A 26,565-nucleotide genomic window follows, 5' to 3' on the forward strand; every position below is an offset into this window, starting at 1 on the left:
AGTCCGTCACCGGGTGGCTCTCGCGCGTGCTGCCAAGACCTCGGCCTGGAGTTGAGCCGCCTGTTCGCGCAGTTCGGGGGTGATGCGCGCCCTCAACTGCTCCATTTCGGCGTGCACCCGCGCCACACCCTCATCAGTGATCTCGAAACCGACCCGCCGAAGGATCTCTCGTGTCTTCTCCCCGGCCACCCGCCGTCGGAGGGACTCCGCGACATAGGCAGAGGCGTTCGGCTCCTCGGTCAGCCTTTCTGCAAGATCGTCGGGCAGGCTGATGGTGATCTTCTTGGTCATACCTAAACCGTAATTTGCCTTACCGGCTCGGGCAAGGGGGCTCGCCCGCGTACTCCTGGGGCGGGGTGATGTGGGCGAAGCGCGCCGTACCTGTCAGGATTGACGATGGCGTGCGCGCGGCCGGCTCCCGGCCGGCGGCGGCGGGCGGTCCTCGCAGCCCGCGCCGCGCCGCCGATCAGCGACAGCAACCGACGGAGGTAGCCCGCACCGTGGCCCAGTACATCTACGTTCTGGAAAAGGCGCGCAAGGCGCACGGCGACAAGGTCGTGCTCGACAACGTCACGTTGAGCTTCCTGCCGGGGGCCAAGATCGGTGTGCTCGGCCCGAACGGCGCCGGTAAGTCCAGCCTCCTCAAGATCATGGCAGGGCTGGACAAGCCGAGCAACGGCGAGGCCCGACTCATGCCCGGCTACACCGTCGGCATGCTCGCCCAGGAGCCCCCGCTCAACGAGGCCAAGACCGTGCTCGGCAACGTCGAGGAGGCGGTCGCCGAGACCAAGGCCAAGCTGGAGCGGTTCAACAAGATCGCCGAGCAGATGGCCACCGACTACTCCGACGAGCTGATGGAGGAGATGGGCAAGCTCCAGGAGGAGCTTGACCACCTCGACGCCTGGGACGTCGACTCCAAGCTCGAACTGGCCATGGACGCGCTGCGCTGCCCGCCGCCGGACGCCGACGTGACCCAGCTCTCCGGTGGTGAGCGTCGCCGGGTCGCGCTCTGCAAGCTGCTGCTGGAGGCGCCCGACCTGCTCCTGCTCGACGAGCCCACCAACCACCTGGACGCGGAGAGCGTCTCCTGGCTGGAGCAGCACCTCGCGAAGTACGCCGGCACCGTCATGGCGATCACCCACGACCGGTACTTCCTCGACAACGTGGCCGGCTGGATCCTGGAGCTGGACCGCGGCCGGGCCATCGGGTACGAGGGCAACTACTCCACCTACCTGGAGAAGAAGGCCGCCCGGCTGGCCGTCGAGGGCCGCCGCGACGCCAAGATGAAGAAGCGCCTCACCGAGGAGCTGGAGTGGGTCCGCTCCAACGCCAAGGCCCGGCAGACCAAGTCCAAGGCCCGCCTGGACCGGTACGACGAGATGGCCAACGAGGCGGAGAAGACCCGCAAGCTCGACTTCGAGGAGATCCAGATCCCGCCGGGCCCGCGCCTGGGCAGCACGGTGATCGAGGCGGTCGACCTCAGCAAGGGCTTCGGCGACCGGCTGTTGATCGACAACCTGTCGTTCTCGCTGCCGCGCAACGGCATCGTCGGCATCATCGGCCCCAACGGCGTCGGCAAGACCACCCTGTTCAAGACCATCGTCGGGCTGGAGGAGCCGACCGGCGGCCAGGTCCGGGTCGGCCCCACCGTCTCGCTGTCGTACGTCGACCAGAACCGCGAAGGCCTCAACGGCGACAAGACCGTCTGGGAGGTCGTCTCCGACGGGCTGGACTACCTGATGGTGGGCAAGGTCGAGATGCCGTCGCGGGCGTACATCGCCGCGTTCGGCTTCAAGGGACCGGACCAGCAGAAGCCGACGAAGGTGCTCTCCGGCGGTGAGCGCAACCGGCTCAACCTGGCGCTGACCCTGAAGATCGGCGGCAACGTCATCCTGCTCGACGAGCCGACGAACGACCTGGACGTGGAGACGCTGTCCAGCCTGGAGAACGCGCTGCTGGAGTTCCCCGGCTGCGCCGTGGTCATCTCGCACGACCGGATGTTCCTGGACCGCGTCGCCACGCACATCCTGGCCTGGGAGGGCGACGACCAGGACCCGTCCCGGTGGTTCTGGTTCGAGGGCAACTTCGAGGCGTACGAGAAGAACAAGATCGACCGCCTCGGCGCTGAGGCTGCCCGGCCGCACCGGGTGACCTACCGCAAGCTGACCCGCGACTGACCGGCCGAGAAGGTGTCTGACCGCTTCGTCTACCACTGCACCCTGCGCTGGTCCGACCTGGACGCGTACGGCCACGTCAACAACTCGCGCTTCCTCACCCTGTACGAGGAGGCGCGGGTGGCGTTGATGTTCGCCGGCGGCCGGGCCTGGGGCGTCGGCTCGTTCGCCGACGGGGTGGTGATCCGCCGGCACGAGGTCGACTACCTGCGCCCGGTCGACTACGCGCTCGGCCGGGCCACCGCGGAGGCGGCACCCACGGTGCGGATCGAGCTGTGGGTGGAGGAGATCCGGGCCTCCCGGTTCACCGTCGCCTACGAGTTGTACGACGGTGAGGTGCTGGCCAGCCGGGCCCGTTCGGTGCTGGTGCCGTTCGACCTGACCCGCCAGGTGCCCCGGCGGATCACCACCGAGGAACGCGACTTCCTGCTCACGTACGCGCCGCAGGGCGGTGTGGCGTGACCCGGCCGGGCACCGCCGAGCCGGGCCGGACGGCGGCGTCCACCCACGGTGTCGCCGGGGTGGCGGACGCGGGCGCCTTCCTGGCCCGGCTGGTCCGGTTGGATCCGGTCGCGCCGGTCCGGCTGCGGCCGGCCGGCGCACCGGGCCGGGTCGCCCTGTGGGCCCGGCTGCCGTGGCAGGTCCTGGTGGTCCGCACGCTCGCCGGTGGGCCGGCCGACGGCGTCGCGGAGGACGTCACGGTGGCAGCCGCGGAGCTGCTCGCCGAGCTGGAGCGGGGCGGCGCGACGCTGCCGACCCGCCGGGACGCCCAGTGGCGGTGGCCGCTGCCGCCGACGCGGAGCCGCCAGGTGGAGGCACTGCCCGTTGCCGAGTTGCGACGGATCGCCGACGCGGCGGCGGGCACCCTGCGGACGGCGAGCGAGCAGGGTGTGGCCGGCCGTGCCGTGGGCCAGCGGGCCCTGCGGGACGCGTTGCTCGACCACGTGGCGGTGCTGATCACCCCGGACGGGACGCCCGCCGCGCCGGTCGAGGTGCCGCAGCGGCTGGTGCAGGGGGTGGTCCGGATGGGCTTCCTCGGCGCCGCCCACGGCTCGGCGGCTGGCGAGGGTGGGGACGCCGTTCAGGTGCGGGTGGCCGGTCGTTGGGTCGGCCTGGTGGGACCGCACGGAGCGGCTTGGTTGCAGAAGGCCACGGATCTTGCCGTGACACCCCTGAGCGCTCGTCCGAACGGATGACCCCGGATCATTCTTCTGGTCAGGGGCGGTCGTTGGGGGGGTGCTTCAACCCGGCTGTCCGGGTACCGTCCATCCTCGGATCCAACGCACCGTAGGCGACTGGATCCGCTGGGGAGTGAGGTGCGCGAGCGATGCCGTGGTGGTCATGGCGCCCCGGTCCCGCCGACGGCGGCGATCCGGATACCCGAAGCGGGATCACAGTCGATAGCGCGGTCCGGATCGGGCCGCCCAGCCCTCGCCAGCCGGGGGACGACTGCCCGTCCAACGAGCGGCCCGTGCTGACCGAGATGCCCGCCACCGTCGAGCCGGTGAGTCTGCGCCGGGTCTGTGACGCGCTCGATCTGCTCGACGTGCGTTATCTGGCCGACGGCGACGGCAACCTGCTGGCGATGTGGGAGCGGCACGCGGTGCTGGTCACCCTCGAAGGGCCGGAGGACGAGATCCTGGTCATGCGGGCACGTCCGCACGCCACGGTCCCGCCGGACTGGGCCGACCGGGCGTACCGGGTGGTCAACGAGTGGAACCACACCCGCCGGTTCTGCAAGGCGTACATCGGTGACCCGACCGAGCGCGGTCAGCTACCGATCTACGCCGAGCTTCAGGTGCCCCTGGGTGCCGGCACCCACGACGCGCTCCTGGTCGAGATGCTCGACTGCGGCGCGGCGGTCGCCACCAGCTTCGTGGACTGGCTGCACGACGAGGGCGCGCTGCTCTGACGCCGCTCCGGGTGGGGTGGGTCAGCCGCCGTTGGCCGGGTCGTCCTCGACGTTGACCATGAAGTACGCGGCCCGCTCCAGGTAGTCCCAGAGGGTTGCGGCGATCTCCGGCTCAAGGTCGAGCCGGTCCACCGCACGGCGCATGTTCCGCAGCCAGGCGTCCCGTTCGGCCGCGCCGATCCGGAACGGCGCGTGGCGCATCCGCAGCCGCGGGTGCCCGCGCTGAGCGGAGTACGTGTTCGGGCCGCCCCAGTACTGCATCAGGAACAGGGTCATCCGGTCCGCGGCCGGGCCCAGGTCCTCCTCCGGGTACATGGGTCGCAGCAGGGGGTCGGTGGCGACGCCGGCGTAGAACTCGTCGACCAGCTTGCGGAAGGTGGGTTCGCCGCCGACCGCTTCGAAGAGGGTCATCGACGCACCGGGACGGTCGGATTCACCTGCGGAAGTCACAGTTCCATCCTGCCAGGTGCGTCCGGTGCCGACCCGACCCGCACGGCGTGCGTCCGATCACGCCGGGTCGACGATCCCGAATATCGGGCACCCGGCCTGCACGGGCAGAGGTCGGTTCGACGCTCAGGTGACAGCGTGCCGGCGGTGGCCGTCACCGGCATGCGGGTCGGACGAGCCTTCCACCAGGCGGTCGCTGGCCGGGTCGCCGAGCCCGGCGGGCGGCGGAGCGGCGTTGGCCAACGAGGCGGCAGTGATCGCGTCGTCCACCGTCTGCCGGTCCGGCCAGCGCAGCGTGGCCACCGCCATCAGCACCACCCCGGCTGCGCTCCAGACCCCCACCACAATCGGAATGGGGAACCGTTCGGCGAGCATCCCGGTGACCAGCACCGCGAGACCCTGGATGACCTGGATGCCGGTGGCCATAACCCCGAAGGCGCGGGCTCGGAAGCCGTTGGGCAGAGCCTGGACGAACAACCCGTTGGCCATCGGCATCATGCCGGCGACCGCGAACCCGCAGAGCGCGGCGAGCAGCGCGACCACCAGCGGCGGAGGGTCGAGCAGCACCGGCACGAGCACCAACGGGGCGAGCACCGCGAGCGGCCGCATCAGCTTCAGTCGGCGAGCCGGCCCGAACAGGCGACTCACCAGCAACCCACCGAGGATGAAGCCGATCGGGTTGGCCACCATGATCGCCGCCTGTGCGGTGCCCGCGCTCACCGCGCCACGACCCTCGTCGTTGGCCCAGGCTGCGGCCAGACCCTCGGGAACGATCGAGAAGAGCATCGAACTGAACACCAGCACCGCGATGGCCCGCAGCACCGGTGTGCGGAACACGATGCCGAACCCCTGGCGAGTCTCCTGCAACAGGTGGCTGCGGTGCTCCGGGTTCATCACCGGAGGGCGGTGACGCACGCCCAGGCGAACCAGCAGCGCCGAGAGACCGAACGTGACCGCGTTGAACAGCAGCGCCGCCTCCGGGTCGACAGCGGCGACAGCGGCGCCGAAGACGTACCCCACGACCTGGGCTGCCTGCCCGACGCTGCTGTTCAGCGACAGCCCCAGCACCAGTCGGTCCCCGGTGAGCAACTGCGGGATCAGCGCGGACTTCGCCGCCTGGCTTGGCGGGTTGGCCAGCGTGGCGGCGAAGATGAGCACCAGCACCGCCTGGTACGGCAGGTTCGGGATGGCGATGAGCAGCATCAGCGCCATCCGGATGAGGTCGCATGCCACCATCACCCGTCGGAACGGGTACCGCTCCGCGAGCGCGGCGAGCACGGGACCGCCCAGCAGCCAGGGCAGGAAGCTGACCGCGAAGGCGGCCGCGGAGAGCGCGACGGACCGGGTCTGCTGATAGACGAGCAGGGTGACGGCGGCCTTCGCGACATAGTCGCCGATCCAGGAGAGAGCGCCAGCCACGAACACGGCCCGGAACTCGTGCTGGCCGAAGACTTCGCGGAATGTGGCGGGGCCTTCCGCGGAAGGTCGCTCGTCAGGCACCGTCGCCTCCATCGGCCCCGGCTCGGCCGCTCGTGGCAGCCCGGCCGGAAGCACTCGTCAGATCTACGGATCAGCGAGGATGTGAACACGCTTTGGTGGGAACGCGTGCTCCGGATTCTGCCCGATCGTCTGACAACTAGCTAGGTCGAACGGGCCGTTCGTCGCCTCCCCGACTGAACGAACGGACGATACCCGAGGGGCCGGCCGGCTCGCGACCCCTGAATTGCCGGGCAATGTCGGCGATGTCAGGTGGCGCCGCCCTGACCTGTCTCACCCTCGGGCAACGGTCGGGTGGACAGACCGGGATAGATGCGGGCCGCAGCGATCTGCGCGGTGATCCCCGAATTTTCCAGCGCCTCGGCGAGACGCCGACGCAGTTCCCGGCCCACAGCGAACTGCCCGTCCGCTGTCGTCTTCACCACTGTGCGGATGACAGCGCCGTCCACCGTCACCTGCTCGACACCCAGCACCTCGGGCGCCTCCACGATCTCCGACGACAGCTCCGGGTCCATCGCGACCGAGGCGGCCGCGGTCCGTAGCACCGCCGTGGCCTCCTCGGTGCTGTTGAAACCGATCGGCAGGTCCACCACCACGAGGGCCCAACCCTGGCTCTTGTTGCCCACCCGGATGATCTCGCCGTTGCGGATGTACCAGAGCACGCCACGGCCGTCGCGCACCGTGGTGACCCGCAGGCCGACCGACTCGACCACGCCCATCGCCTCGCCCAGGTCGACGTTGTCACCCACGCCGTACTGGTCCTCGATCAGCATGAACAGGCCGGCGATCAGGTCCTTCACCAGGCTCTGCGCGCCGAAGCCCAGCGCGACGCCGGCGATCCCCGCGCTGGCCAGCAACGGCGCCAGGTCGAAACTGAACTCCCGCAGGATCATCAGCAGCGCGATGCCGAAGACGAACGCGGTGGTCAGGCTGCGCAGCACCGACCCGATCGCCTCGGCCCGCTGCCTCCGTCGCTCCGGCACGAACTCGGCCGGGTCGACCGCGGCGGTGGGTACCCGCTCGCGCAGCGGCCGCAGCATCGTCGGCACCGCACCATCGGTGGTCGTTCGCACCAACCGGTTGATGGTCCGGTGCAGCGCCCAGCGGGCCACCATCGCCAGTGCCAGGATCAGCAGCACCCGAAGCGGTTTGAGCAGGATCCAGTAGCTTCCCTCGGCGAACCAGGCCGACTCGGTGATCCGGTAGATCCACTCGCAGGAGGTGCTGCCCTGGCAGCTCACCGAGACGGCGTCGGACAGGGCTAGGGGCGTCACACTGGCGGCACTCACCCTGTCTTCGTACCGCAAGGGACCCGAGCGCCCGCCGCCGACCCACCGGCCGGGTGACACCTACCGTCGAGGGCAGGATGCCCGCTGCCGGTTGCTCACCCTCTCTTGGGCAACGCGGCGCGCAGCCGTTCGTACTCGGCCTGACCACCGATCGCCGCCCGGTGTTCGGGGTGAACGACGTAGTGCCCGATCACCGCAGCGAGAAATCCGGCGTCGATGTTGTCGTTCCGCGTCGCCCTTCGGCTCTGCGGAATGCCGCGCCGCCGAACCAGTTGAGGTTCCATGATCCTCATTCCCAGCCACAGCCGGCCGTCGGCAGCCGATGGCATCTGCGGCGGCAGCAGTGCCTCCCACGGCACGGTGAGCGAGCCCAGCGCCCACGTCCGCCGTACCCCGGAGGGATGCAGCCGCACCCCGTGGCCCCGCCACGCCCACGCCACCACCAGCGCGGCCAGGACCACCCAGAGGACATCAAAGACCACGTCGAACGCCGACAGCGTGCCCTGCCTGGTCGAGCGCAGCAGTGCGTCGACGCGGGTGGACGCGGGCCCGAGGTAGCCCAGGGCGAAGAGCACCGTCCAGGCGGGCCCGGGTGTGGCGAACGCCGGGATCTGCGGCTGCACCACGAGGTAGGCCGGACGGACCCCCATGACGACGATCGCCAGGATCAGGGCCGCCAGGGAGATGAGGATCAACAGGCGCTGCCCCGCAACGGACACGGGCCCCGAGGCTGCGGCGTTCACGCCGACCAGGAGCAGCCCGAGTGCCAGGACGACGTGCCGGTGGCGCACTGTGGCGGCGGCAAGCTTGTCGATCATGCCGGTGACCATAGGGGCCGATGGCCGCTGGACCTGCTGGCCGATCGGTCGAGGCTGGGCACCGAAGCGTCGTAACGAGGTGCCTGGTGAGACCGGGGTCGATCAGGCGGCCGGCGCAGGTTCGGCACCGGTGAGACCGGCGGCGGGGGTGTCACACGTCAGTGTCCGCCCAGGCTGGAGCAGCTGCCCGTCCCGGCGTGGGTGATCCGCTTACCAGAAGAGAGATTAGTACGTGCAATCCGGGGTCCGATCAGGGACTATTGGCGCAACGGACGTCGGTGATCGGCCCGGCGTCGACCGTGTGGGCCCTTGTGCCCGGCCCCGGTCGGCGGCGGTCCCCAGCAGCCGCTGAACCGGGAGGGTGAGCGCGATGCCTGACATACGACCCACGGTGGGCTCCGGCGCGCTGGTCCTCAACGCCACCTACGAGCCGCTGTGTGTCGTGTCGGTGCGTCGCGCCGCGATCCTCGTCCTCTCCGCCAAGGCGGTCTGTGTCGCCGATGGTGACGGCATCCTGCACAGCGCCCGGGACGCGCTCCCGGTCCCATCAGTGGTCCGGCTGACGCGCTTCGTCCGGGTGCCGTACCGAACGCATGTCGGGCTGTCCCGCCGGGCGATCTTCGCCCGCGACGGGTGGCGGTGCGCCTACTGTCGGGGCCCGGCCGAGACCATCGACCACGTCTTTCCGCGCAGCCGGGGTGGCCGGCACGCCTGGGAGAACGTGGTCGCCGCGTGTGCCAGGTGCAACCACACCAAGGGCGACAAGACCCCGGCCGAGATGGGGTGGCGGTTGCACGCGTTGCCGGCCGCGCCGAAGGGCACCGCCTGGCGGGTGCTGGGCCACCGCGCCCCCGACCCCCGCTGGGCCGACTGGCTGGACCTGCGGGAGCCAGAGGCAGCCGCCTGACCCCGCAGGGCGTGGTCAGGCTCCGGATTGCGGGCGGGTTGCCCGGCGCGCTGCGCGTTCGTGGCGGTCGACAGCTCGGCGGTACGCGATCGCGAGTAGCCGGTCGATCTCGGGCAGCAGGTGCGGACCGGGCATGACGATGCTGGCGAAGCCGTACTGTGCGTAGCCCGGGTGCGGTACGAGGGTGTCCAGTCGGGCGAAGTCGAACTCGTGCCGGTGCTCCTCGAATGCCTTGGGTGGGAAGCCGAACAGCCGCTCGAACTTGGTCCGGCCCAGGTCCAGGTTGAGGCGGAAGACGCCGGGGCGGTCTAGCTGTGCGGCCTCGTCGAAGCCGGGCACGTCGTGCTCGACGATGGTGGTGAACGGCTGGCGGCGGTCCGGGCCGACGAAGAAGAACCGGTCGCCCCAGGCCGCCTCGGGTGATCCGTTCTCCTCGCTCGCCACGACCTGCTCGACGCCGGGCAGTGCGGCGATCCGATCGGCGAGCACTGCCGTGTCGACGCCGGTCGGAACGTGCAGGACCGCGTCGGCGTGGTCGATGGTGGCCCGGTCCAGGGGGAAGTAGCGATAGTCGTGCGTCCGCTGCTCGGCCGCTCCGATGTCGGACGTCGGCAGGTACCGGGGAAGGCTGGTCTCCTGCTGGAGTCGACCCTCGTAGGTGGCGGGGGCGGGTGGCCCGATGCCGAGTGCCGGGCTCGCGCCGAGGCTGCCGGCGATCACCGCGTACCGGTCGCCCAGCAGCGACGCGATGATGGCGCCGGCGCCGGCCCATGACACCTGCGTGTCGGCCAGCGTCATCGTGCTCAGGTGACGCTGGAGGTGCGTGTTGTGCGCGAAGACCAGTGTGGGCCCGCGGTGTGCCTCGGCCGATCGGATCGCGAGCAGGTTCTCGGCCATCAGCGCGTCCCGGACCGCGGCCAGGCGGGCGAAGCGTTCCTTCTGGGCCAGTGGTGCGGCGGCCGCGGCGTGGTAACGCAGCAACGCGACAGCGGCAGTGGCGTGCACGAATGCCGCCGCCCAGCCCGCTGACCTTCCCGGCGCCCGCAGGTACAGCTCGGTGAGCAGGTCGTCGGCGAGCACCCGCAGTCGCTGGGCGTCGGTCGAGCGCCCGACCGATCGGCCGGGTTCCCAGATCGCGGCAGTGTCGCTCCACCGCACCTCGTCCCCGATCAGGTCGTCGATCTCGGCAGTCCGGTCCAGGTCGAGAAACTGGCAGACCTGGGTGAGGTGCCGGCGCGGGCTCGGAGCGGCTTCCAGCTCCACCGGGGCGTCGAAGCCGTGGAACGTCAGGCGCTCGGCGGCCGGCCGTCCAGCGTTCCACTCCCGCATCCGCAGCAGCAGGTCGCGGTTGGCCGGGGCTGCCCCGAATCCGTGGCTGAACCCTTCGGCGAGCGCCCGGTCGAGCGTCACGGCGGCGACGCCCTGCACGAAGTCGTCGGCGATCAGCCCGGCCGCCCGGTCGCTCTCCACGGCGATCGAGCGGTAGCCGTGCTCGGTCAGCGACAGAAAGGCCTCGTTGCGGAGCTGGAGGAAGGCGGACTCGCCGTGCGTCGGTTCGCCGAGCGCGAGCAGGTCGGGGGATACCGCCAGCAGGTCGAGAAAAGATGGCATTCCATGAACCGTATCGTTGAACCAGCGGTTGAGACTCACGAGCGGCGGAGCGCGGTGGCAGCCCCAAAACCTTCAAACCCAGAGGTACGCCGACCGGTGGATCTCGCGCGCGCCCACGCCCTCTCCGCGCAGGCCGTGCGCAACTACGAACGAGACGGCGTCCTGCCGCCCGCCCAGCGCACTCCGAACGGCTACCGTCGTTTCACCGAGCTGCACGTCAAGGCGCTGCGTGCCTACCTCGCGTTGATCCCGGGCCACGGCTACGCGGCCAGCGGCGAGATCATGCGATCCGTCAACCGGGGTGACATCGACACGGCGTTGCGCACCATCGACCAGGGGCATGCGCTGCTCCAGCGCGATCGGGAAACCCTGGACGCGGTCGAGGCGGCGGTGGCGACGCTCACCGGAACGAGACCGCAACCGCAGAGCCAGAAAGCCGTGCCGATCAGCGTGTTGGCTCACCGGCTCGGTCTACGGCCGGCCACGCTGCGCAAGTGGGAGCGGGCCGGGGTGCTGCGACCGGTACGTGATCCGGTGACCCACTACCGGCTCTACCTCCCCGACGACGTCCGGGACGCCGAACTGGCCCACCTGCTGCGCCGCGGCGGGTACCGGCTCGACCACATCGCCGCTGTGCTGCGTCGAGTGCGCGACGCCGGCGGCGCCGAACCGCTCGCCGCCTCGCTGCGCCAGTGGCGGCAACGGCTCACCGAGCGAGGCCGGGCCATGCTCACCGGTGCCGCCCGGCTCGCCGAATACGTCGACGCCGGTCAGCCGCCTGAATGCGCCTCGACCAGCGAGGCGAGTAGCCTCGCCGTGTAGAACATTTAGTTCTACACTGTGTTCGTGGAGCGTATCGGGGTCCGAGAGCTGAACCAGAACACGAGTCAGGTCCTGGCTCGGGTGAGTGGTGGCGAGACGGTCGAGATCACCGACCGCGGGCGCCCCGTCGCCCGACTCGTACCGGTCGGCGACGACAGGTCGGTGCTGGCCAAGCTTGTGGCGGCGGGGCGGGCAGTCCCTCCAACCGGCGGTGGTCCTGTTCCGCTTCCGCCCAAGCTTGGCGCTGAGGATGTGGACGCCGCCGCGACGCTCGCCGAGATGCGGGACGAGGAGCGCTGGTGATCTATCTCGACTCCGCCGCCGTCGTCAAGCTGGTTCGGCAGGAGGAGTGCACCGCTGACCTCGTCTCCTGGCTCAACAGCCACGGAGACGTCCCGCTGGCCTCCTCCGCCCTCGTCGAGGTTGAGGTGCCCAGAGCGTTGCGCCGATCAGCCCCGCAAGCGTTGATCGGAGTGCCGGCTGCCGTCGGACGCCTCTTCCGGCTGGAGATCGACAGCACTGTCCGCGCTACCGCAGCTGCATTCGCCGAGCCGACGCTACGCAGCCTCGACGCCATCCACCTTGCCACGGCCCAGGTTCTGACAAACGAGTCGGGAACGACACTCATCGCATTCGTCAGTTACGACCGGCGACTGCTCGACTGTGCCAAGGCCGCAGGGTTGCCCGTGGCAAGCCCAGGCCAGAACTGACCTGTAGTTCCGATCTGCCTGCCCTCACCCGGCACGCGCCTCGACCAGCGAGGCGAAGACCACCACGTTGTCCGCGTAGCCGGTCTCGCCGCCGACCCACTGGCCGCCGCAGGTGATCAGTCGGAGGCTCGGGCGGCTGAAGTCGCCGTACACCTCGTCCACCGGCAGGCGGCCCTTGTCGAACTTCTCCACCGAGTTGACCTCGAAGACCGCCACCCGCTGGTCGGTGCGGGTGACCTCGATCTCGTCACCGGAGCGCAACTCGCGGAGTTTGTGGAAGACCGCCGGCCCGCTGGTGGTGTCGACGTGCCCGACGATCACGGCTGGGCCGTACTGGCCCGGGGTGGGCCCCTGGTCGTACCAGCCGGCCTCCTGGGCGCGGGCCGCGTCCGGCACGGCGATCGTGCCGTCCGGCGCGATACCCACCTCGTGTACGGGCGCCCGCACGTCGATCTTCTCGATGGCGAGGTTGGTCGGCTGGCTGGCCGGCAGCACCGGGAACTTCTTCGGCGGCGGTCGCAGTCCGGCGCTGAGCCGGTCCGGCAGCAGGCTCATTCCGGTCACCTGCTCGAAGCCGAGCATCGCCACGATCAGCACCATCAGCGCGGCGATGGCCAGCACCGGCAACCCGGGGCTCGTAGCGAACCGGTGTCGGGCCGACGAGGGCCCGGCCGGGCGCCGCGGCGGCAGCGGGCGGGCGGCCGGGTCGGTGGTGGTGACGCTGGCCGACACGGCCTGCCCGGCGACCCGGCGCAGCCGTCCGGAGACGCGGGCCACCAGCCGGCCGGACGCGCGAAGCGCCGGCCCGGCCCGGAGGCGGGCGCGGCGGTTCGGCCGCGCACGCGCGGATCTGCGGGTCATGGGTGATCCGGCTCAGGAGCCGGCTCCCGGTCGACGTCGGCCGCCGGCCATCCCGAGCACGATCGCTGTGGCCACCAACGCCACGCCACCGAGCACCAGCAGCGAGCCGGTGCCGCGCCCGCCGGCCATTCCGCCGCCACCGGTCGCCGGGCCCTTGCTGGGTGAGGCCATGTTCAGCACTGTCAGCGTGGTCGACGACGTCTGACCGTTCTCGCAGCGCAGGTCGACCGGGTAGTCACCGGCCGGCTTGTCCCTCGCGATGGTGGCCTGCGCGGTCAGGAAGCCCTTGTCCGGTTTGAGCTGCACGTGCCCGAACGCGTCGGAGTGCACGCTGGACTGCCTGTTGTTGTTGTCGTTGTCGCAGCTCGCCTTGATGCTGACGCGGCTGCCGGCCTGGGCGCTGTTCGGTGTCACCTCGACGAAGACGTTCTCGCCCGCTCGCGCCGGCGCGACCGACAACAGGACGAACGCCCCGACCAGCCCCACCAGTGTCAGTGCGGACGAGAGCGCGCGGTTGATCGTGCGGATTGCCTGCATGATTTCCCCCCAACCGGCGACGACCGCCGGAACCCTCCCCTGGGCACGCGCTGCTTTCCCGCTGGCGCGGGGGCAAACCCGAGGGGTGGGCGGGGTCAGCGCGGGCGGGGGATGGGCCCGGTGGCGGGCAGGGGGGTGACGGGGTGCCAGTTCAGTGGGGAGGAGAGGACCATCGTGCTCGACGGTTGGCCGTACGGGGCGAGACGGTCGATGACCCCCTCGAACGCGCCGATCGAGCCGGCCGCCACCTTCAGCACGCTGCACGCGTCCCCGGTGATCCGGTGGATCTCCAGGATCTCCGGCCAGTCGGCCACCGCCGGGTCGTGCAGGATGCACCGCGCGCCGTAGCAGGACATCCGGATCAGCGCGACCACGGTACGGCCGGCGCGGCTCAGGTCGACGTGGGCGTGGTAGCCGGTGATGATTCCGGCCTCCTCCAGCCGGCGGACCCGCTCCGCGACGGACGGTGGCGACAGGTGCACCCGCCGGGACAACTCGCTGAAGGAGAGCCGCGCGTCGGCCTGCAACTCGCGCAGCAGCGCCCAGTCCATGTCGTCCACGCTCAGACCTTACTTTCGTGAACCGACTTCGCCTAGTTGCCTTTGGTTTGCCAGGAGAAGCCGGCGAGAGCCGTTGATTCGGCATTCCGTAGGCCGATCCGACCGCGAGATCATGACGTCGGCTAGTCCGGGGGAGGGAGACGAGATGGTGGATCAGACGGAGCGGCGGGCGCCGAACCGCCGTGCCACGGTGCAACCGGTGACCCCCGGGCAGCGTGCCGCGCAGGCGGAGCGCACCGGCGGCGAGCCGACCCTGGAGTTCGCCGACATGGTGCCGTACGACGCGTACGTGCAGGCCAGCGCCCTGCACAAGATGCAGCACCCGCTCAGCAGCGACCCGGGCGAGATGTCCTTCCTGATGGTCAGCCAGATCATGGAGCTGTACTTCGGGCTGACCTGCCACGAGCTGCGGGAGACCCAGCGGCTGATCCGCGCCGACCAGATCTGGGAGGCGTTGGCCCCGCTGGGCCGCGCCAAGCTGCACCTGGAGGGGCTCAACGCCGCCTGGCAGGGCCTGCGCTGGATGAGCCCGGCCGACTTCAACAGGTTCCGCAATCTGCTCGGTGAGGCCTCCGGCTTCCAGTCGGCGATGTACCGGCAGTTGGAGTTCCTGCTCGGGCTGCGCGACCCGACGCTGATCCGCCCGTTCCGCCGGCAGGCCGAGGTGCATGCCGAGCTGAACGCGGCGCTGTCCACCCCGAGCCTCTGGGACGACGTGCTCGCGCTGCTCGCCCGGCGCGGCTTCGACCTCCCCGCCGACCTGCTCGACCGGGACGTGGCCGTCGAACACGACCCGCACCCGTTGGTCGAGGCGGCCTGGGTACGGATCTACGACGACGCCAGCCCGGACAATCACCTGCGGCTGCTCGGCGAGGCGCTGAGCGCTGTCGCCGAGGAGTTCGGCGACTGGCGGTGGAACCACGTCAAGGCGGTGCAGCGGACGATGGGCGCCAAGGTCGGCAGCGGAGGCTCCGCCGGCCTGGCGTGGTTGCAGCGCAGCATGGCCCGGGTGGTCTTCCCGGAGCTGTGGTCGGCCCGCACCGCGATGTGACCGGAGAGCGAGACATGCACACCCCAGAACACGAAGCGCATCGCCGTGACGAGACCGACCCCGGTCACCGGCACCTGTTCCACGTGCCGCCGGCCGACGGCGGCGACCACCCCGAGTCGGCGTACCTGGCCGGCAACTCGCTCGGCCTGCAACCTCGGGCCACCCGCGACGAACTCCTGGCCGACCTGGACGCGTGGGGGCGGCTCGGCGTGGAGGGGCACCTGGAGGCGGAGCGCCCCTGGCTGCCGTACCACGAGTTGTTGACCGGGCCGGCCGCGCGACTGGTCGGCGCCCGGCCCGCGGAGGCCGTGGTGATGAACTCGCTCACTGTCAACCTGCACCTGCTGATGGTGAGTTTCTACCGACCGGCCGGCGCGCGCACCCGCATCGTCATCGAGGACGCCGCGTTCCCCTCGGACAGCTACGCCGTGCGCAGCCAAGCCCGGTTCCACGGCCTGGACCCGGACGACACCGTGGTCCGGTTGCGTCCGCGCGCGGGTGAGGACGCCCTGCGCACCGAGGACGTGACCGACTATCTGGCCGCCGAGGGCGACCGGGTGGCGCTGCTGCTGCTCGGCGGGGTCAACTACCTCACCGGTGAGCTGCTGGACATCCCGGCGATCACGGCTGCCGGCCGCGCCGCCGGCGCGGTGGTCGGTTGGGACCTGGCCCACGCGGTCGGCAACGTGCCGCTGTCCCTGCACGACTGGGACGTCGACTTCGCCGCGTGGTGCTCCTACAAGTACCTGAACTCCGGCCCGGGTGCGCTGGCGGGCGTCTTCGTGCACGAGCGGCACCTCGGCGACGAGACCCTGCCCCGGTTCGAGGGGTGGTGGAGCACCGCTGCGGCGACCCGGTTCGAGATGACGCCGGTGTCCCGGCCGCCGGCCACAGTGGAGGCCTGGCAGATCTCCAACCCGCCGATCTTCGCGATGGGCCCGGTGCGTACCTCGCTGGAGCTGTTCGACGCGGTGGGGATGACCGCGCTGCGCGCGCGCAGCCAGCGCCTCACCGGCTGGCTGGAGTCACTGTTCGACGAGGTGACAGTCGGCCGGCCGCTGCGGGTGGTCACCCCGCGCGACCCGGCCCGCCGAGGCTGCCAGCTCTCCGTGCGCATCGGCTCGGGCAGCGCCGCCGAGCTGACCAAACGCCTACGGTACGAACACGGCGTCATCGCCGACGCCCGCGAACCCGACGTCGTGCGGTTCGCCCCGGTGCCGCTGTACTCCACGTACCTCGACTGCTGGCGGGCCGCCGCGGCGCTCGCCGCGACGGTGGGGGCGAGCTCATGACCGCGCGGCGGGACGAGATCGCGATCATCGGTGCCGGGCTGGCCGGCTGTCTGGCGGCCTGCTTCCTGGCCCGGCGTGGCTACCCGGTGGCCCTCTACGAGCGCCGCTCCGACCCGCGCGCCGGCACCGCCGAACGCGGTCGCTCGATCAACCTGGCGCTCTCCGAGCGGGGCCTGGACGCGTTGCGCCGCATCGGGCTGGCCGAGCAGGTGATGACCGACGCGCTGCCGATGCGCGGCCGGATGATCCACCCGGTCGAGGGCGAGCAGCAGTTCCAGTCGTACAGCGCGGCCGGCGACCGGGCGATCAACTCGATCAGCCGGGGTGCGCTGAACAACGCCCTGCTGGACGAGGCCGCCGCGCTGCCCGGAGTGCGGGTCGTCTTCGACCACCGGCTGGTCGGGCTCGACCCGACCGACGGCGCCCTGAGCTTCGAGACTCCGCAGGGCCCGGTCGCGGCGAAGGCGTCGGTCGTGCTGGGCGCCGACGGCGCCGGCTCGGCGGTGCGCGGGCAACTGCTGGCGTACGGGCTGCTGGACGAGAGCGTGGACTTCCTCGACTACGGCTACAAGGAGCTGACGATTCCGCCGCTGGGCGGGGACTTCGCCCTGGACCCGGACGCGCTGCACATCTGGCCGCGCGGCACCTCGATGATGATCGCGCTGCCGAACCCGGACCGCTCCTTCACCTGCACGCTGTTCTGGCCCAACGACGGCGCCGGCAGCTTCGCCTCGCTGACCAACCCGGCGGAGATCGAACGGCACTTCACCGAGCACTACCCGGACGTGGTCCCGCTGGCCCCGAACCTCGTCGACGACTACCAGCACAACCCGGTGGGCGTGCTCGGCACCGTGCGCTGCGCCCCGTGGCAGGTCAACGGGAAGGTCGGCCTGCTCGGCGACGCGGCGCACGCCATCGTGCCGTTCTACGGCCAGGGTGCCAACTGCGCCTTCGAGGACGTGGTGGAGCTGGACCGCTGCCTGGACGAGTGCGCCGACGACTGGTTGGCGGCGCTGCCGCTGTTCCAGCGGCGCCGACAGGAGAACGCCGAGGCCATCGCGACGATGGCGCTGACCAACTTCGTGGAGATGCGGGACAAGGTCGCCTCGCCGGTCTTCCAGACCCGGCGGCGGGTGGAGCACGCACTGGAACGGGCACTGCCCGGCCGGTACGTTTCCCAGTACGAGCTGGTGTCGTTCTCCACCACCCCGTACGCGGAGGTGCGCCGCCGGGTGCGCCGACAGCACCGGGTGCTCGGGGCGGTCGTCGGCGGGGCCGCGCTGCTGTTGGTCGGCGCGGTCGGTGCGGCACTGGGCCGAGGGAGGCGGGCATGACCGGCAACTGGGATCCGCGGCTGATGGCCGGCCACGCGCCGAGTGGTCCGCGGCGGTTGCGCAACTTCGTCGCCGGCGAGTTCGTCGACGGCGGAAACACGTTCGCCAAGGCCAGCCCGGTCACCGGGGAGCAGGTCTTCGAGGTGGACGAGGCGTCGCGGTCCACTGTGGACGACGCGGTGGCCGCCGCCCGGGCGGCGCTGCGGGGGCCGTGGGGCCGGATGGGGGAGCGCGAGCGCGCCGAGGTGCTGCGCCGCGTCGCCGACGAGCTGGAGCGCCGCTTCGACGACCTGGTCACCGCCGAGGTCGCCGACACCGGCAAGTCCATCGCCCAGGCCCGCACCCTGGACATTCCGCGCGGCGCGGCGAACTTCCGGGCGTTCGCGGAGATCGTGGCGACCGCCCCCACCGAGTCGTTCACGACTGTCACCCCGACCGGTGGTCGGGCACTCAACTACGCGCTGCGCAAGCCGGTCGGAGTGGTAGCGGTCATCGTGCCGTGGAACCTGCCGCTGCTGCTGCTCACCTGGAAGGTGGCTCCGGCGCTTGCCTGCGGCAACGCCGTCGTGGTCAAGCCCAGCGAGGAGACTCCCGCCTCGGCGACGGTGCTCGCCGAGGTGATGGCCGCCGCCGGCGTACCGGCCGGGGTGTTCAACCTGGTGCACGGGTTCGGGCCGGACTCGGCGGGCGAGTTCCTCACCCGCCACCCGGGCGTCGACGCGATCACCTTCACCGGCGAGTCGGCCACCGGCGGCGCGATCATGCGAGCAGCCGCCGACGGGGTGAAGGCGGTGAGCTTCGAACTCGGCGGCAAGAACGCCGGCCTGGTCTTCGCCGACGCCGACCTGGACGCCGCGGTGGCCGGCTCGGTGCGGTCCAGCTTCACCAACGGCGGGCAGGTGTGCCTCTGCACCGAGCGCATCTACGTGCAGCGTCCGGTCTTCGAGGAGTTCACGGCCCGGTTGGCGAAGCGGGCCGGCGAGCTGGCGTACGGCTGGCCGACCGACGAGGCCACCGCCACCATGCCGCTGATCTCCCACCAGCACCGGGCGAAGGTGCTCGGCGCGTACGAGCTGGCCCGCTCCGAGGGCGCCGAGGTGCTCACCGGTGGCGGCACGCCCACCTTCGGCGACACCCGCGACGGCGGGTCGTACGTGCAGCCGACGGTGCTCACCGGGCTCGGCCCGGACGCCCGCACCAACCGGGAGGAGATCTTCGGCCCGGTGGTGCACGTCGCGCCGTTCGACACCGAGGACGAGGCGTACTCCCTCGCCAACGGCACCGAGTACGGCCTGGCGGCGACCGTGTGGACCCGGGACGTGGGCGTCGCGCACCGTGCCGGCGCCCGGCTCGACGCCGGCATCGTCTGGGTCAACACCTGGTTCCTGCGTGACCTGCGGACCCCGTTTGGCGGGGTGAAGGCGTCCGGGATCGGTCGCGAGGGCGGCGTGCACTCGCTGAACTTCTACTCCGAACTCACGAACGTCTGCGTGGACCTGTCGTGAGCCGTAGCGAGGGAGCGGGCATGGAAGCTGACATCGAGGCCGCCAACCGGGAGTTGGCCGACGCCCGCAGCACCGGCAAGCCGTGCGCGCCGCTTCGGGGCCGGCTGCTGCCGGAGGGCGACGTCGAGGCCGCGTACCGGGTGCAGCAACTCCAGGCGCGGGCCTGGCAGGGCCGCGGCGAACGCCGGGTCGGCGCGAAGATCGGGTTGACCTCCCGGGCCGTGCAGGAGACCTTCGGGGTGTTCCAGCCGGACTTCGGCATGCTGACCGACGCCATGGCGGTCGGCGACGGGGTCGAGGTGCCCATCGACCGGCTGCTCCAGCCCCGCGTGGAGGCGGAGATCGCCTTCGTGCTCGACAAGGACCTCCCGAACCCGCAGCTCACCACCGTCGACCTGATCCGCGCGGTCGACCACGTGCTGCCGGCGATCGAGATCGTCGACTCGCGCATCGCCGCCTGGGACATCTCCATCGTGGACACCGTCGCCGACAACGCCTCCAGCGGGCTCTTCGTGCTCGGCACCACGCCGCGCCGGCTCGCCGACGTCGACCTGCGACTGTGCGGGATGGTGCTGGAGCACGCCGGCGAGCCGGTCTCGGTGGGCGCGGGCGCCGCCTGCCTGGGCAACCCGCTGCACGCCCTGCAGTGGCTGGCCGGCACCCTGGCCCGCGCCGGTGACCCGCTGCGCGCCGGGGACGTGGTGCTCTCCGGGGCGCTCGGCCCGATGGTGCCGGTCACCCCGGGGGCCGCGTACGAGGCCCGGATCTCCGGGCTCGGCTCGGTTCGGACATCCTTCAGCGACAGGGGCGGGCAGTGACCACTAACGTGGCGGTGCTGGGATCGGGAAACATCGGGACCGATCTGATGATCAAGGTGTTGCGGCTGAGCGACAGCCTGCGCATGGTGGCGATGGCCGGCATCGACCCGGCCTCAGACGGCCTGGCGCGCGCTCGCCGGCTCGGCGTCGCCACCACGGCCGACGGCGTGGACGGGCTCGTGGCGATGCCCGAGTTCGCCGACGTCGAGCTGGTGTTCGACGCCACCTCGGCCGGCGCGCACCGACGCCACGACGAGGTGCTGCGCGCCCACGGCCGCACTGTGGTCGACCTGACCCCGGCCGCGCTCGGCCCGTACGTGGTGCCGCCGGTCAACCTCGACGAGCACCTGCACCAGCCCAACGTCAACATGGTGACGTGCGGCGGGCAGGCGACGGTGCCGATCGTCGCCGCGGTACGCCGGGTCACCCCGGTGGCGTACGGGGAGATCGTCGCCTCGATCGCGTCGAAGTCCGCCGGCCCGGGCACCCGGGCCAACATCGACGAGTTCACCGAGACCACGGCCCGCGCCATCGAGGTGGTGGGCGGTGCCGAGCGGGGCAAGGCGATCATCGTGCTGAACCCGGCGGACCCGCCGCTGCTGATGCGGGACACCGTCTACTGCCTCTGCCCGGACGCCGACGCCGACGCCGACGCCATCGCCGCCTCGGTCGCCGAGATGGTGGCGGCCGTGCAGGAGTACGTCCCCGGCTACCGGCTCAAGCAGGACGTGCAGTTCGACACTGTCGAGGCGTACCTGCCGACGCTCGGGCGGCGGCTCACCGCCCTGCAGGTGTCGGTTTTCCTGGAGGTCTCCGGCGCCGGGCACTACCTGCCCGCGTACGCCGGGAACCTGGACATCATGACCTCCGCCGCGCTGCGCACCGCGGAGCGGCTGGTCGCCCTGCGTTCTTCGGAGGTGGCCGCGCCATGACCGACCTGTACATCCAGGACGTGACGCTGCGCGACGGCATGCACGCCATCGCCCACCAGTACACGGTCGACCACGTACGCACCATCGCCGCCGCGCTGGACGCCGCCGGTGTGGCCGCCATCGAGGTGGCGCACGGTGACGGCCTCGCCGGCTCCAGCGTCAACTACGGCCACGGCGCCGCCAGCGACGCGGAGTGGATCTCGGCGGCGGCCGAGGTGCTGACCACTGCGAAGCTGACCACCCTGCTGCTGCCGGGCATCGGCACGATCGCCGACCTGAAGGCCGCGAAGGCCCTCGGGGTGACGAGCGTCCGGATCGCCACCCACTGCACGGAGGCGGACATCTCCGCCCAGCACATCTCCTGGGCGCGGGAGAACGGCATGGACGTGGCCGGGTTCCTGATGATGTCGCATATGAACGATGCGGCCGGGCTCGCCGGGCAGGCCAAGCTCATGGAGTCGTACGGGGCGCACTGCGTCTACGTCACCGACTCCGGCGGCCGGCTGCTGATGTCCGACGTGGCGCAGCGGGTCGACGCGTACCGGCAGGTCCTCGCCCCGGAGACGCAGATCGGCATCCACGCCCACCACAACCTGTCGCTCGGGGTCGCCAACAGCGTGCTCGCCGTCGAGCACGGCCGGGTCACCGGGTCCGCCCCGGTCGGCCCCGACGCGGTGCACGGCCGGACCGTCCGTGTCGACGCCTCCCTCGCGGGCATGGGCGCGGGCGCCGGCAACGCCCCGCTGGAGGTCTTCGTCGCGGTCGCCGAGCTGCACGGCTGGAAGCACGGCTGCGACGTGTTCGCGCTGATGGACGCCGCCGACGACATCGTCCGCCCGCTCCAGGACCGGCCGGTCCAGGTGGACCGGGAGACGCTCTCCCTGGGGTACGCCGGGGTCTACTCCAGCTTCCTGCGGCACGCCGAGCGGGCCTCCACGAAGTACGGCGTGGACGTCCGGTCGATCCTGGTCGAGTTGGGCCGCCGCCGGATGGTCGGCGGCCAGGAGGACATGATCGTGGACGTGGCGCTCGACCTGGCCGACCAGGAGGCCGTGAGCGCGAGGAGTGAGCCGGGCTTGCGAGCCCCGCAGTCGCGAACGAAGGGTGGGCCAGCATGATCGGCGTGGACATCGTCGGGATCGCCGAGAAGCTGGGCGCGGCGGCCGACACGGCCACCGCGATCCCGCAGCTCGCCGCCGAGACCGGCCTGGACGTGGACACCGCGTACGCCGTGCAGGCCGCGCTGCTGCAACGCCGGCTGAACGCCGGTGAGCGGTTGGTCGGCCTGAAGATGGGGCTGACCAGCAGGGCGAAGATGGCCCAGGTCGGCGTGGACGAGGTGATCTGGGGGCGGCTCACCAACACGATGCGGGTGCCCGACGGCGGCACAGTGGACCCGGCCGCGTACATCCATCCCCGGGTCGAGCCGGAGGTGGCGTTCCTGCTGGACCGGCTGCCCGAGCCGGGCGAGCCGGTCGGCGACTTCGCCACGGCGGTCCGCGCCGTCGCCCCGGCCATCGAGTTGATCGACTCCCGGTACGCGGACTTCCAGTTCTCGCTGCCGGACGTGGTCGCCGACAACACCTCGGCCGCCGCCTTCGTGATCGGGCAGTGGTCGCCGGTGCCGGCGGGGCTGGACAACCTGGGCGTGCTGCTGGAGGTCGACGGGCGGGTGGCGCAGGTCGGCTCGACGGCGGCGATCCTCGGTGATCCGCGCCGGGCGCTCGACGAGGGCATCCGGCTGGCGGGCCGGCACGGGGTGCGGCTGGAGTCCGGCTGGGTCTTCCTGGCCGGTGCCGCCACCGCCGCTGTTCCGCTGCGTCCCGGCGCCCACGTCCGCGCCGTCGTCGAGAAGCTCGGCACGGCCTCGCTGCGGGCGTCGTCGTGACCGCCCGGGTGGTGGCCGGGAAGGCCGTCCCGCGGGGGGCTTTTCCGCACGTGAAGGTCGCCGGTGGGTTCGTCTTCGTCTCCGGTACGTCGTCGCGGCGCGCGGACAACACCTTCGCCGGTGTGGAGGTGGACGGGTTCGGCACCACCAACCTCGACATCCGGGCGCAGACACGGGCCGTCATCGAGAACGTGCGGGATCTGCTGCGTTCGGTCGGCGCGGACCTCACCGACCTGGTGCAGGTGACGACGTACCTGGTCAACATGAACGACTTCGGTGGTTACAACGAGGTGTGGGCCGAGTTCTTCGACGCCTCCGGACCGACCCGTACGACGGTGGCGGTGCACCAGCTGCCGCATCCGCACCTGCTGATCGAAATCCAGGCCGTGGCCCTTCTTCCCTCGGGAGGTCAGTCGTGAGTGAGATCGCCGAGCCGTTCAGCTTTCCGGGCTGGATCGCCGACAACCAGCACCTGTTGAAGCCCCCGGTGGGCAACAAGGAGATGTTCCCCGGCGGGGACGACTTCATCGTGATGGTGGTGGGCGGGCCCAACCAGCGCACCGACTTCCACGTGGACCCGTACGAGGAGTTCTTCTACCAGGTCACTGGCAACATGCACATCAACCTGGTCACCCCGGAAGGGCCGCGTACGGTGCACGTGCGCGAGGGTCAGATGTGGATGTTGCCGCGTAACACCCCGCACTCGCCGCAGCGGCCGGAGGCCGGCTCCATCGGTGTGGTCGTCGAGCGGGTCCGCGAGGAGGGCACGCTGGAGACGTTCCAGTGGTACTGCCCGGAGTGCGGCAGCAAGGTGCACGAGGTGGAGTTGCAGGTCCGCGACATCGCCGCCGATCTGCCCCCGGTGTTCCAGGCGTTCTACGCCGACGAGCAGGCGCGCACCTGCGCCGACTGCGGCACCCTGCACCCGGGCAAGGGCTGATGCCCGCAGGCGTTGTCGACGTGCACACGCACGTCGTACCGAAGGGGTGGCCGGACCTCGGCGCGGCGTGCGGCGGGTCCGGCTGGCCGTGGTTGCGGGTCGACTCCGAACGTGCCGCCATGATCATGGTGGGGGAGACGGAGTTCCGCCCGGTCGGCGCCGAGTGCTGGGACGCGTCGCGCCGGCTGGCCGACATGGACGCCGACGGCGTGGCCGTGCAGGTGGTCTCGCCCACCCCGGTCTTCTTCAGCTACGACCGCCCGGCCGACCAGGCGGTGAAGGTCGCCCGGATCTTCAACGACCTGACCCTGGAGGTCACCGCGGCCGGTGGCGACCGACTGGTGCCGTTCTGCCAGGTGCCGCTCCAGGACCCGGACGCCGCCTGTGCCGAGCTGGACCGCAGCCTCGCCGCCGGGCACGTGGGCGTGGAGATCGGCAATCACGTCGGCGACCGGGACCTGGACGACGCCGGCGTGGTCACCTTCCTCCAGCACTGCGCCGAGGTGGGCGCACCCGTCTTCGTCCACCCGTGGGACATGCCCGGCGGGCCGCGACTGGACCGCTGGATGGCCCGTTGGCTCACCGGGATGCCCGCCGAGACGCACCTGTCGGTGCTGGCGATGATCCTCGGCGGTGTCTTCGACCGGGTGCCCGAGACGCTGCGGATCTGCTTCGCGCACGGCGGCGGCAGTTTCCCGTTCTGGCTGGGCCGCGCCGACAACGCCTGGCACCGCCGCGGCGACCTGGTCCGGGGTGCGTCCGCCGGTCCGCCCAGCAGCTACCTCGACCGGTTCAGCGTCGACTCGGTGGTGTTCGCGCCGCCCGCGCTGCGGCTGCTTGTCGACACCCTGGGGGAGGATCGGGTGCTGGTCGGCAGCGACTACCCGTACCCGCTGGGCGAACGGCCGGCCGGCGCTGTGGTTCACGCGGCCGACTTCCTCACCGACACCCAGCGCGACAAGCTCCTGTCGACCAACGCCCTCCGTTTCCTGCACGGCTGATCGTCCGCCTAGCTCTCGACGTGAGCAGATCTTGGACAGTTTCCGTCCGGCGCTGACGGAAACTGTCCAAGATCTACAGACCGGGCAGGCCGGGCGGACGGGCGGGCGCCCGGTTGGTCCGTTTCCGGTCGTCGGCGCGTGTCGGCTGCGCGAACGACCGACTGCCGGCAGGATGACGGCATGGCCGAGCCGCACGACCTGACCGCGTTGGAACAGGCCGCCGCGATGACCCGCGGCGAGCTGTCCAGCGTCGACCTGGTCGAGCATTGCCTGCGCCGAGTGGCGGCGCTCGGCGACACGGTGGGCGCGTTCGTCACCGTCACACCGGACCTCGCCCGGCAGGCCGCGCGCGCCGCCGACGCGGTGCCGAACGAGGAGCGCGGCCCGCTGCACGGCGTGCCAACCGCGATCAAGGACCTGACGCTCACCGCCGGGGTCCGCACCACCTTCGGTTCGGCCGCCTTCTTCGACTTCGTCCCGCCGGTCGACGCCGACGTGGTCCGCTTCATCAAGGCCGCCGGTCTGGTCAGCCTGGGCAAGACGACCACCTCCGAGCTGGGCTGTTCGCTCTACTCGGAGGGCCGGGTAGCACCGCCGGCCCGCAACCCGTGGCAGTTGGCGTACACGGCGGGCGGGTCCAGCGGTGGCGCGGCGGCGGCGGTCGCGGCCGGGCTGGTCCCGGTCGCCCAGGGGTCCGACGGCGGCGGGTCGCTGCGCATCCCGGCGTCGCTCTGCGGCCTGGTCGGCTACAAGCCCAGTCGGGGCCTCGTCTCCGGCGGGCCGATCGGCTCCGGCGCGTTCGGCCTGCCCACCAGCGGCCCGCTCGGGCGGACGGTCACCGACGTCGCCGCGCTGCTCGACGTCATGGCCGTTCCGGTCGCCGGCGAGCCCTACCTGCCGCCGCCCGCGCCGCCCGGCGGCTACCTGGCCGTCGCGCGCCGGGCCGAGCCCGGCCCGCTGCGGATCGGCCGGTTCACCACGCCGATGCTCGCCGACGAACCGGTGCACCCCGACTGCGTGGCCGCCGTGGACCGGGCCGCCGCGCTGCTCGCGGCGGCCGGCCACGAGGTGGTCGAGGTGCCACCGCCGCTCGGGCCGGCGGCGTGGCCGCTGTTCGAGATCCTCTGGTACGTGCTGGCGCTCACCCCGGTGCCACCGCAGCGGGAGGCGGAGCTGCTGCCGTTGACCCGGCTGCTCCGGGCCCGGGGCGCCGAACTCTCCGCCGGCACCCTGGCCGCCACCCTCGGGGAGTTGCAGGCGCAGGTGCGCCTCGGTGCCCGCCGCACCGCCGGCTGCGACCTGCTCCTCTGTCCCACCCTGGCCACCCCGCAGGCGCCCGTCGGCTGGTTCACCGCCGACGCGGACCCGGCCGCCGACTTCGACAGGCAACGCCGGTTCTCGCCCTACTGCGCCATCTTCAACGTCACAGGCGATCCCTCCGTCTCCCTGCCACTGGGCGCCACGACCGACGGCCTGCCCGTCGGGGTGCTGCTCACCGGCCGGTACGGCGACGACGCGCGGCTTATCGCTACCGCTGCGCAACTGGAGAACTCCAGTGACGGATGGGATCGGCACCCCGCAATCTGGCGGGCCGTCGACTCCGCTAACGTGAATGGTGACGGAGTCGGGCGGTCGGCAGCGTGATCGTCCACCCGACCC

The 26,565-nt window shown here is 71.4% G+C and carries 29 protein-coding genes; 20 read left to right on the plus strand and 9 right to left on the minus strand.

Annotation, left to right across the window (positions count from 1 at the left end; genetic code table 11):
• Positions 1-6 precede the first annotated feature (6 nt).
• Positions 7-291 carry a hypothetical protein gene (locus OG598_RS33200; RefSeq protein ID WP_328652457.1) on the minus strand — a complete coding sequence of 95 codons (285 nt, stop codon included), beginning with the start codon at positions 289-291 and terminating at the stop codon, positions 7-9.
• A gap of 209 nt (positions 292-500) precedes the next feature.
• On the opposite strand from OG598_RS33200, the gene ettA reads away from it, so the two are divergent.
• From ettA to OG598_RS33220, 4 genes are all read left to right on the plus strand, one after another.
• Complete coding sequence (gene ettA / locus OG598_RS33205; protein ID WP_210786151.1) at positions 501-2,177, plus strand: energy-dependent translational throttle protein EttA; 1,677 nt, start codon at positions 501-503, stop codon at positions 2,175-2,177.
• A 12-nt stretch (positions 2,178-2,189) separates the two neighbouring features.
• Positions 2,190-2,636: an acyl-CoA thioesterase gene (locus tag OG598_RS33210; protein ID WP_112584127.1), complete on the plus strand. Its 447-nt coding sequence runs from the start codon at positions 2,190-2,192 to the stop codon at positions 2,634-2,636.
• Entirely contained in the window at positions 2,633-3,370 is a 738-nt protein-coding gene (locus OG598_RS33215; protein ID WP_328652458.1) for a hypothetical protein, read from the plus strand. The genes OG598_RS33210 and OG598_RS33215 overlap by 4 nt, the downstream gene beginning before the upstream one ends.
• Positions 3,371-3,501: 131 nt before the next feature.
• Positions 3,502-4,086, plus strand: a complete 585-nt coding sequence (locus tag OG598_RS33220) for a YbjN domain-containing protein (RefSeq protein WP_328652459.1) — start codon at positions 3,502-3,504, stop codon at positions 4,084-4,086.
• Between the two features lie 21 nt (positions 4,087-4,107).
• Here OG598_RS33220 and OG598_RS33225 read toward each other — a convergent pair whose 3' ends face one another.
• From OG598_RS33225 to OG598_RS33240, 4 genes are all read right to left on the minus strand, one after another.
• Positions 4,108-4,497: a globin gene (locus OG598_RS33225; protein ID WP_210786153.1), complete on the minus strand. Its 390-nt coding sequence runs from the start codon at positions 4,495-4,497 to the stop codon at positions 4,108-4,110.
• A 162-nt stretch (positions 4,498-4,659) separates the two neighbouring features.
• The gene (locus OG598_RS33230; RefSeq protein ID WP_328652460.1) at positions 4,660-6,045 is read right to left on the minus strand and encodes an MFS transporter; all 1,386 of its coding nucleotides are present in this window, start codon (positions 6,043-6,045) and stop codon (positions 4,660-4,662) included.
• A 233-nt stretch (positions 6,046-6,278) separates the two neighbouring features.
• Positions 6,279-7,337, minus strand: coding sequence for a mechanosensitive ion channel family protein (locus OG598_RS33235; protein WP_442931438.1), 1,059 nt, complete (start codon positions 7,335-7,337; stop codon positions 6,279-6,281).
• A gap of 77 nt (positions 7,338-7,414) precedes the next feature.
• A complete protein-coding gene (locus OG598_RS33240; protein WP_328652461.1) occupies positions 7,415-8,137 on the minus strand; it encodes a hypothetical protein in 723 nt (240 codons plus the stop codon).
• Positions 8,138-8,507: 370 nt separating this feature from the next.
• Here OG598_RS33240 and OG598_RS33245 point away from each other — a divergent pair, with 370 nt between their 5' ends.
• Positions 8,508-9,044, plus strand: a complete 537-nt coding sequence (locus OG598_RS33245; protein ID WP_030333470.1) for an HNH endonuclease — start codon at positions 8,508-8,510, stop codon at positions 9,042-9,044.
• A 15-nt stretch (positions 9,045-9,059) separates the two neighbouring features.
• Here OG598_RS33245 and OG598_RS33250 read toward each other — a convergent pair whose 3' ends face one another.
• Positions 9,060-10,655, minus strand: a complete 1,596-nt coding sequence (locus tag OG598_RS33250) for a DUF6194 family protein (RefSeq protein ID WP_328652462.1) — start codon at positions 10,653-10,655, stop codon at positions 9,060-9,062.
• Between the two features lie 96 nt (positions 10,656-10,751).
• Between OG598_RS33250 and OG598_RS33255 the strand changes: the two genes are divergently transcribed.
• From OG598_RS33255 to OG598_RS33265, 3 genes are read left to right on the plus strand one after another with little or no spacing between them, the layout of a single operon-like run.
• Positions 10,752-11,477, plus strand: coding sequence for a MerR family transcriptional regulator (locus OG598_RS33255; RefSeq protein WP_328652463.1), 726 nt, complete (start codon positions 10,752-10,754; stop codon positions 11,475-11,477).
• Positions 11,478-11,501: 24 nt separating this feature from the next.
• Entirely contained in the window at positions 11,502-11,780 is a 279-nt protein-coding gene (locus tag OG598_RS33260) for a type II toxin-antitoxin system Phd/YefM family antitoxin (protein ID WP_328652464.1), read from the plus strand.
• Complete coding sequence (locus OG598_RS33265) at positions 11,777-12,187, plus strand: type II toxin-antitoxin system VapC family toxin (protein ID WP_328652465.1); 411 nt, start codon at positions 11,777-11,779, stop codon at positions 12,185-12,187. The genes OG598_RS33260 and OG598_RS33265 overlap by 4 nt, the downstream gene beginning before the upstream one ends.
• A 24-nt stretch (positions 12,188-12,211) precedes the next feature.
• Here OG598_RS33265 and OG598_RS33270 read toward each other — a convergent pair whose 3' ends face one another.
• The 3 genes from OG598_RS33270 to OG598_RS33280 all read right to left on the minus strand — a co-directional run bounded on the left by OG598_RS33270 (position 12,212) and on the right by OG598_RS33280 (position 14,145).
• Complete coding sequence (locus OG598_RS33270; protein WP_328652466.1) at positions 12,212-13,048, minus strand: class F sortase; 837 nt, start codon at positions 13,046-13,048, stop codon at positions 12,212-12,214.
• A gap of 12 nt (positions 13,049-13,060) precedes the next feature.
• Positions 13,061-13,585, minus strand: a complete 525-nt coding sequence (locus OG598_RS33275; protein WP_328652467.1) for a hypothetical protein — start codon at positions 13,583-13,585, stop codon at positions 13,061-13,063.
• 95 nt (positions 13,586-13,680) lie between these two features.
• A complete protein-coding gene (locus OG598_RS33280) occupies positions 13,681-14,145 on the minus strand; it encodes an Lrp/AsnC family transcriptional regulator (RefSeq protein ID WP_091405454.1) in 465 nt (154 codons plus the stop codon).
• A gap of 148 nt (positions 14,146-14,293) precedes the next feature.
• On the opposite strand from OG598_RS33280, the gene OG598_RS33285 reads away from it, so the two are divergent.
• The 12 genes from OG598_RS33285 to OG598_RS33340 all read left to right on the plus strand — a co-directional run bounded on the left by OG598_RS33285 (position 14,294) and on the right by OG598_RS33340 (position 26,550).
• Complete coding sequence (locus tag OG598_RS33285) at positions 14,294-15,196, plus strand: tryptophan 2,3-dioxygenase (RefSeq protein ID WP_328655509.1); 903 nt, start codon at positions 14,294-14,296, stop codon at positions 15,194-15,196.
• A 14-nt stretch (positions 15,197-15,210) separates the two neighbouring features.
• Entirely contained in the window at positions 15,211-16,488 is a 1,278-nt protein-coding gene (gene kynU / locus OG598_RS33290) for a kynureninase (protein ID WP_328652468.1), read from the plus strand.
• A complete protein-coding gene (locus OG598_RS33295; RefSeq protein WP_328652469.1) occupies positions 16,485-17,822 on the plus strand; it encodes an FAD-dependent oxidoreductase in 1,338 nt (445 codons plus the stop codon). The genes kynU and OG598_RS33295 overlap by 4 nt, the downstream gene beginning before the upstream one ends.
• A 23-nt stretch (positions 17,823-17,845) precedes the next feature.
• Positions 17,846-19,327, plus strand: a complete 1,482-nt coding sequence (locus tag OG598_RS33300; protein WP_328655510.1) for a 2-hydroxymuconic semialdehyde dehydrogenase — start codon at positions 17,846-17,848, stop codon at positions 19,325-19,327.
• Positions 19,328-19,347: 20 nt separating this feature from the next.
• Positions 19,348-20,145 (plus strand): 2-keto-4-pentenoate hydratase, encoded by a 798-nt coding sequence (locus tag OG598_RS33305; RefSeq protein WP_112584140.1) that lies wholly within the window; start codon positions 19,348-19,350, stop codon positions 20,143-20,145.
• Positions 20,142-21,077 carry an acetaldehyde dehydrogenase (acetylating) gene (locus OG598_RS33310; protein WP_328652470.1) on the plus strand — a complete coding sequence of 312 codons (936 nt, stop codon included), beginning with the start codon at positions 20,142-20,144 and terminating at the stop codon, positions 21,075-21,077. Before OG598_RS33305 ends, OG598_RS33310 begins: the two co-directional genes overlap by 4 nt.
• The gene (gene dmpG / locus OG598_RS33315; protein ID WP_328652471.1) at positions 21,074-22,195 is read left to right on the plus strand and encodes a 4-hydroxy-2-oxovalerate aldolase; all 1,122 of its coding nucleotides are present in this window, start codon (positions 21,074-21,076) and stop codon (positions 22,193-22,195) included. Before OG598_RS33310 ends, dmpG begins: the two co-directional genes overlap by 4 nt.
• Positions 22,192-22,965 (plus strand): 2-keto-4-pentenoate hydratase, encoded by a 774-nt coding sequence (locus OG598_RS33320; RefSeq protein WP_328652472.1) that lies wholly within the window; start codon positions 22,192-22,194, stop codon positions 22,963-22,965. The genes dmpG and OG598_RS33320 overlap by 4 nt, the downstream gene beginning before the upstream one ends.
• A complete protein-coding gene (locus OG598_RS33325) occupies positions 22,962-23,384 on the plus strand; it encodes a RidA family protein (protein WP_328652473.1) in 423 nt (140 codons plus the stop codon). The genes OG598_RS33320 and OG598_RS33325 overlap by 4 nt, the downstream gene beginning before the upstream one ends.
• Positions 23,381-23,905: a 3-hydroxyanthranilate 3,4-dioxygenase gene (locus tag OG598_RS33330; protein WP_328652474.1), complete on the plus strand. Its 525-nt coding sequence runs from the start codon at positions 23,381-23,383 to the stop codon at positions 23,903-23,905. The genes OG598_RS33325 and OG598_RS33330 overlap by 4 nt, the downstream gene beginning before the upstream one ends.
• A complete protein-coding gene (locus tag OG598_RS33335) occupies positions 23,905-24,906 on the plus strand; it encodes an amidohydrolase family protein (RefSeq protein ID WP_328652475.1) in 1,002 nt (333 codons plus the stop codon). The genes OG598_RS33330 and OG598_RS33335 overlap by 1 nt, the downstream gene beginning before the upstream one ends.
• A 180-nt stretch (positions 24,907-25,086) precedes the next feature.
• Positions 25,087-26,550 carry an amidase gene (locus OG598_RS33340; protein ID WP_328652476.1) on the plus strand — a complete coding sequence of 488 codons (1,464 nt, stop codon included), beginning with the start codon at positions 25,087-25,089 and terminating at the stop codon, positions 26,548-26,550.
• Positions 26,551-26,565: the final 15 nt, after the last annotated feature.

The organism is Micromonospora sp. NBC_00330, from assembly GCF_036136635.1.
Taxonomy (GTDB): Bacteria; Actinomycetota; Actinomycetes; order Mycobacteriales; family Micromonosporaceae; genus Micromonospora; species Micromonospora salmantinae.

What these genes read in the sequence shown, in the direction of transcription:
- OG598_RS33200 (WP_328652457.1), bottom strand. Translation starts at nt 291, where the DNA reads ATGACCAAGAAGATCACCATCAGCCTGCCCGACGATCTTGCAGAAAGG.
- OG598_RS33220 (WP_328652459.1), top strand. Translation starts at nt 3,502, where the DNA reads ATGCCGTGGTGGTCATGGCGCCCCGGTCCCGCCGACGGCGGCGATCCG.
- OG598_RS33225 (WP_210786153.1), bottom strand. Translation starts at nt 4,497, where the DNA reads ATGACCCTCTTCGAAGCGGTCGGCGGCGAACCCACCTTCCGCAAGCTG.
- OG598_RS33230 (WP_328652460.1), bottom strand. Translation starts at nt 6,045, where the DNA reads ATGGAGGCGACGGTGCCTGACGAGCGACCTTCCGCGGAAGGCCCCGCC.
- OG598_RS33240 (WP_328652461.1), bottom strand. Translation starts at nt 8,137, where the DNA reads ATGATCGACAAGCTTGCCGCCGCCACAGTGCGCCACCGGCACGTCGTC.
- OG598_RS33245 (WP_030333470.1), top strand. Translation starts at nt 8,508, where the DNA reads ATGCCTGACATACGACCCACGGTGGGCTCCGGCGCGCTGGTCCTCAAC.
- OG598_RS33250 (WP_328652462.1), bottom strand. Translation starts at nt 10,655, where the DNA reads ATGCCATCTTTTCTCGACCTGCTGGCGGTATCCCCCGACCTGCTCGCG.
- OG598_RS33270 (WP_328652466.1), bottom strand. Translation starts at nt 13,048, where the DNA reads ATGACCCGCAGATCCGCGCGTGCGCGGCCGAACCGCCGCGCCCGCCTC.
- OG598_RS33275 (WP_328652467.1), bottom strand. Translation starts at nt 13,585, where the DNA reads ATGCAGGCAATCCGCACGATCAACCGCGCGCTCTCGTCCGCACTGACA.
- kynU (WP_328652468.1), top strand. Translation starts at nt 15,211, where the DNA reads ATGCACACCCCAGAACACGAAGCGCATCGCCGTGACGAGACCGACCCC.
- OG598_RS33295 (WP_328652469.1), top strand. Translation starts at nt 16,485, where the DNA reads ATGACCGCGCGGCGGGACGAGATCGCGATCATCGGTGCCGGGCTGGCC.
- OG598_RS33300 (WP_328655510.1), top strand. Translation starts at nt 17,846, where the DNA reads ATGGCCGGCCACGCGCCGAGTGGTCCGCGGCGGTTGCGCAACTTCGTC.
- OG598_RS33305 (WP_112584140.1), top strand. Translation starts at nt 19,348, where the DNA reads ATGGAAGCTGACATCGAGGCCGCCAACCGGGAGTTGGCCGACGCCCGC.
- dmpG (WP_328652471.1), top strand. Translation starts at nt 21,074, where the DNA reads ATGACCGACCTGTACATCCAGGACGTGACGCTGCGCGACGGCATGCAC.
- OG598_RS33320 (WP_328652472.1), top strand. Translation starts at nt 22,192, where the DNA reads ATGATCGGCGTGGACATCGTCGGGATCGCCGAGAAGCTGGGCGCGGCG.
- OG598_RS33335 (WP_328652475.1), top strand. Translation starts at nt 23,905, where the DNA reads ATGCCCGCAGGCGTTGTCGACGTGCACACGCACGTCGTACCGAAGGGG.
- OG598_RS33340 (WP_328652476.1), top strand. Translation starts at nt 25,087, where the DNA reads ATGGCCGAGCCGCACGACCTGACCGCGTTGGAACAGGCCGCCGCGATG.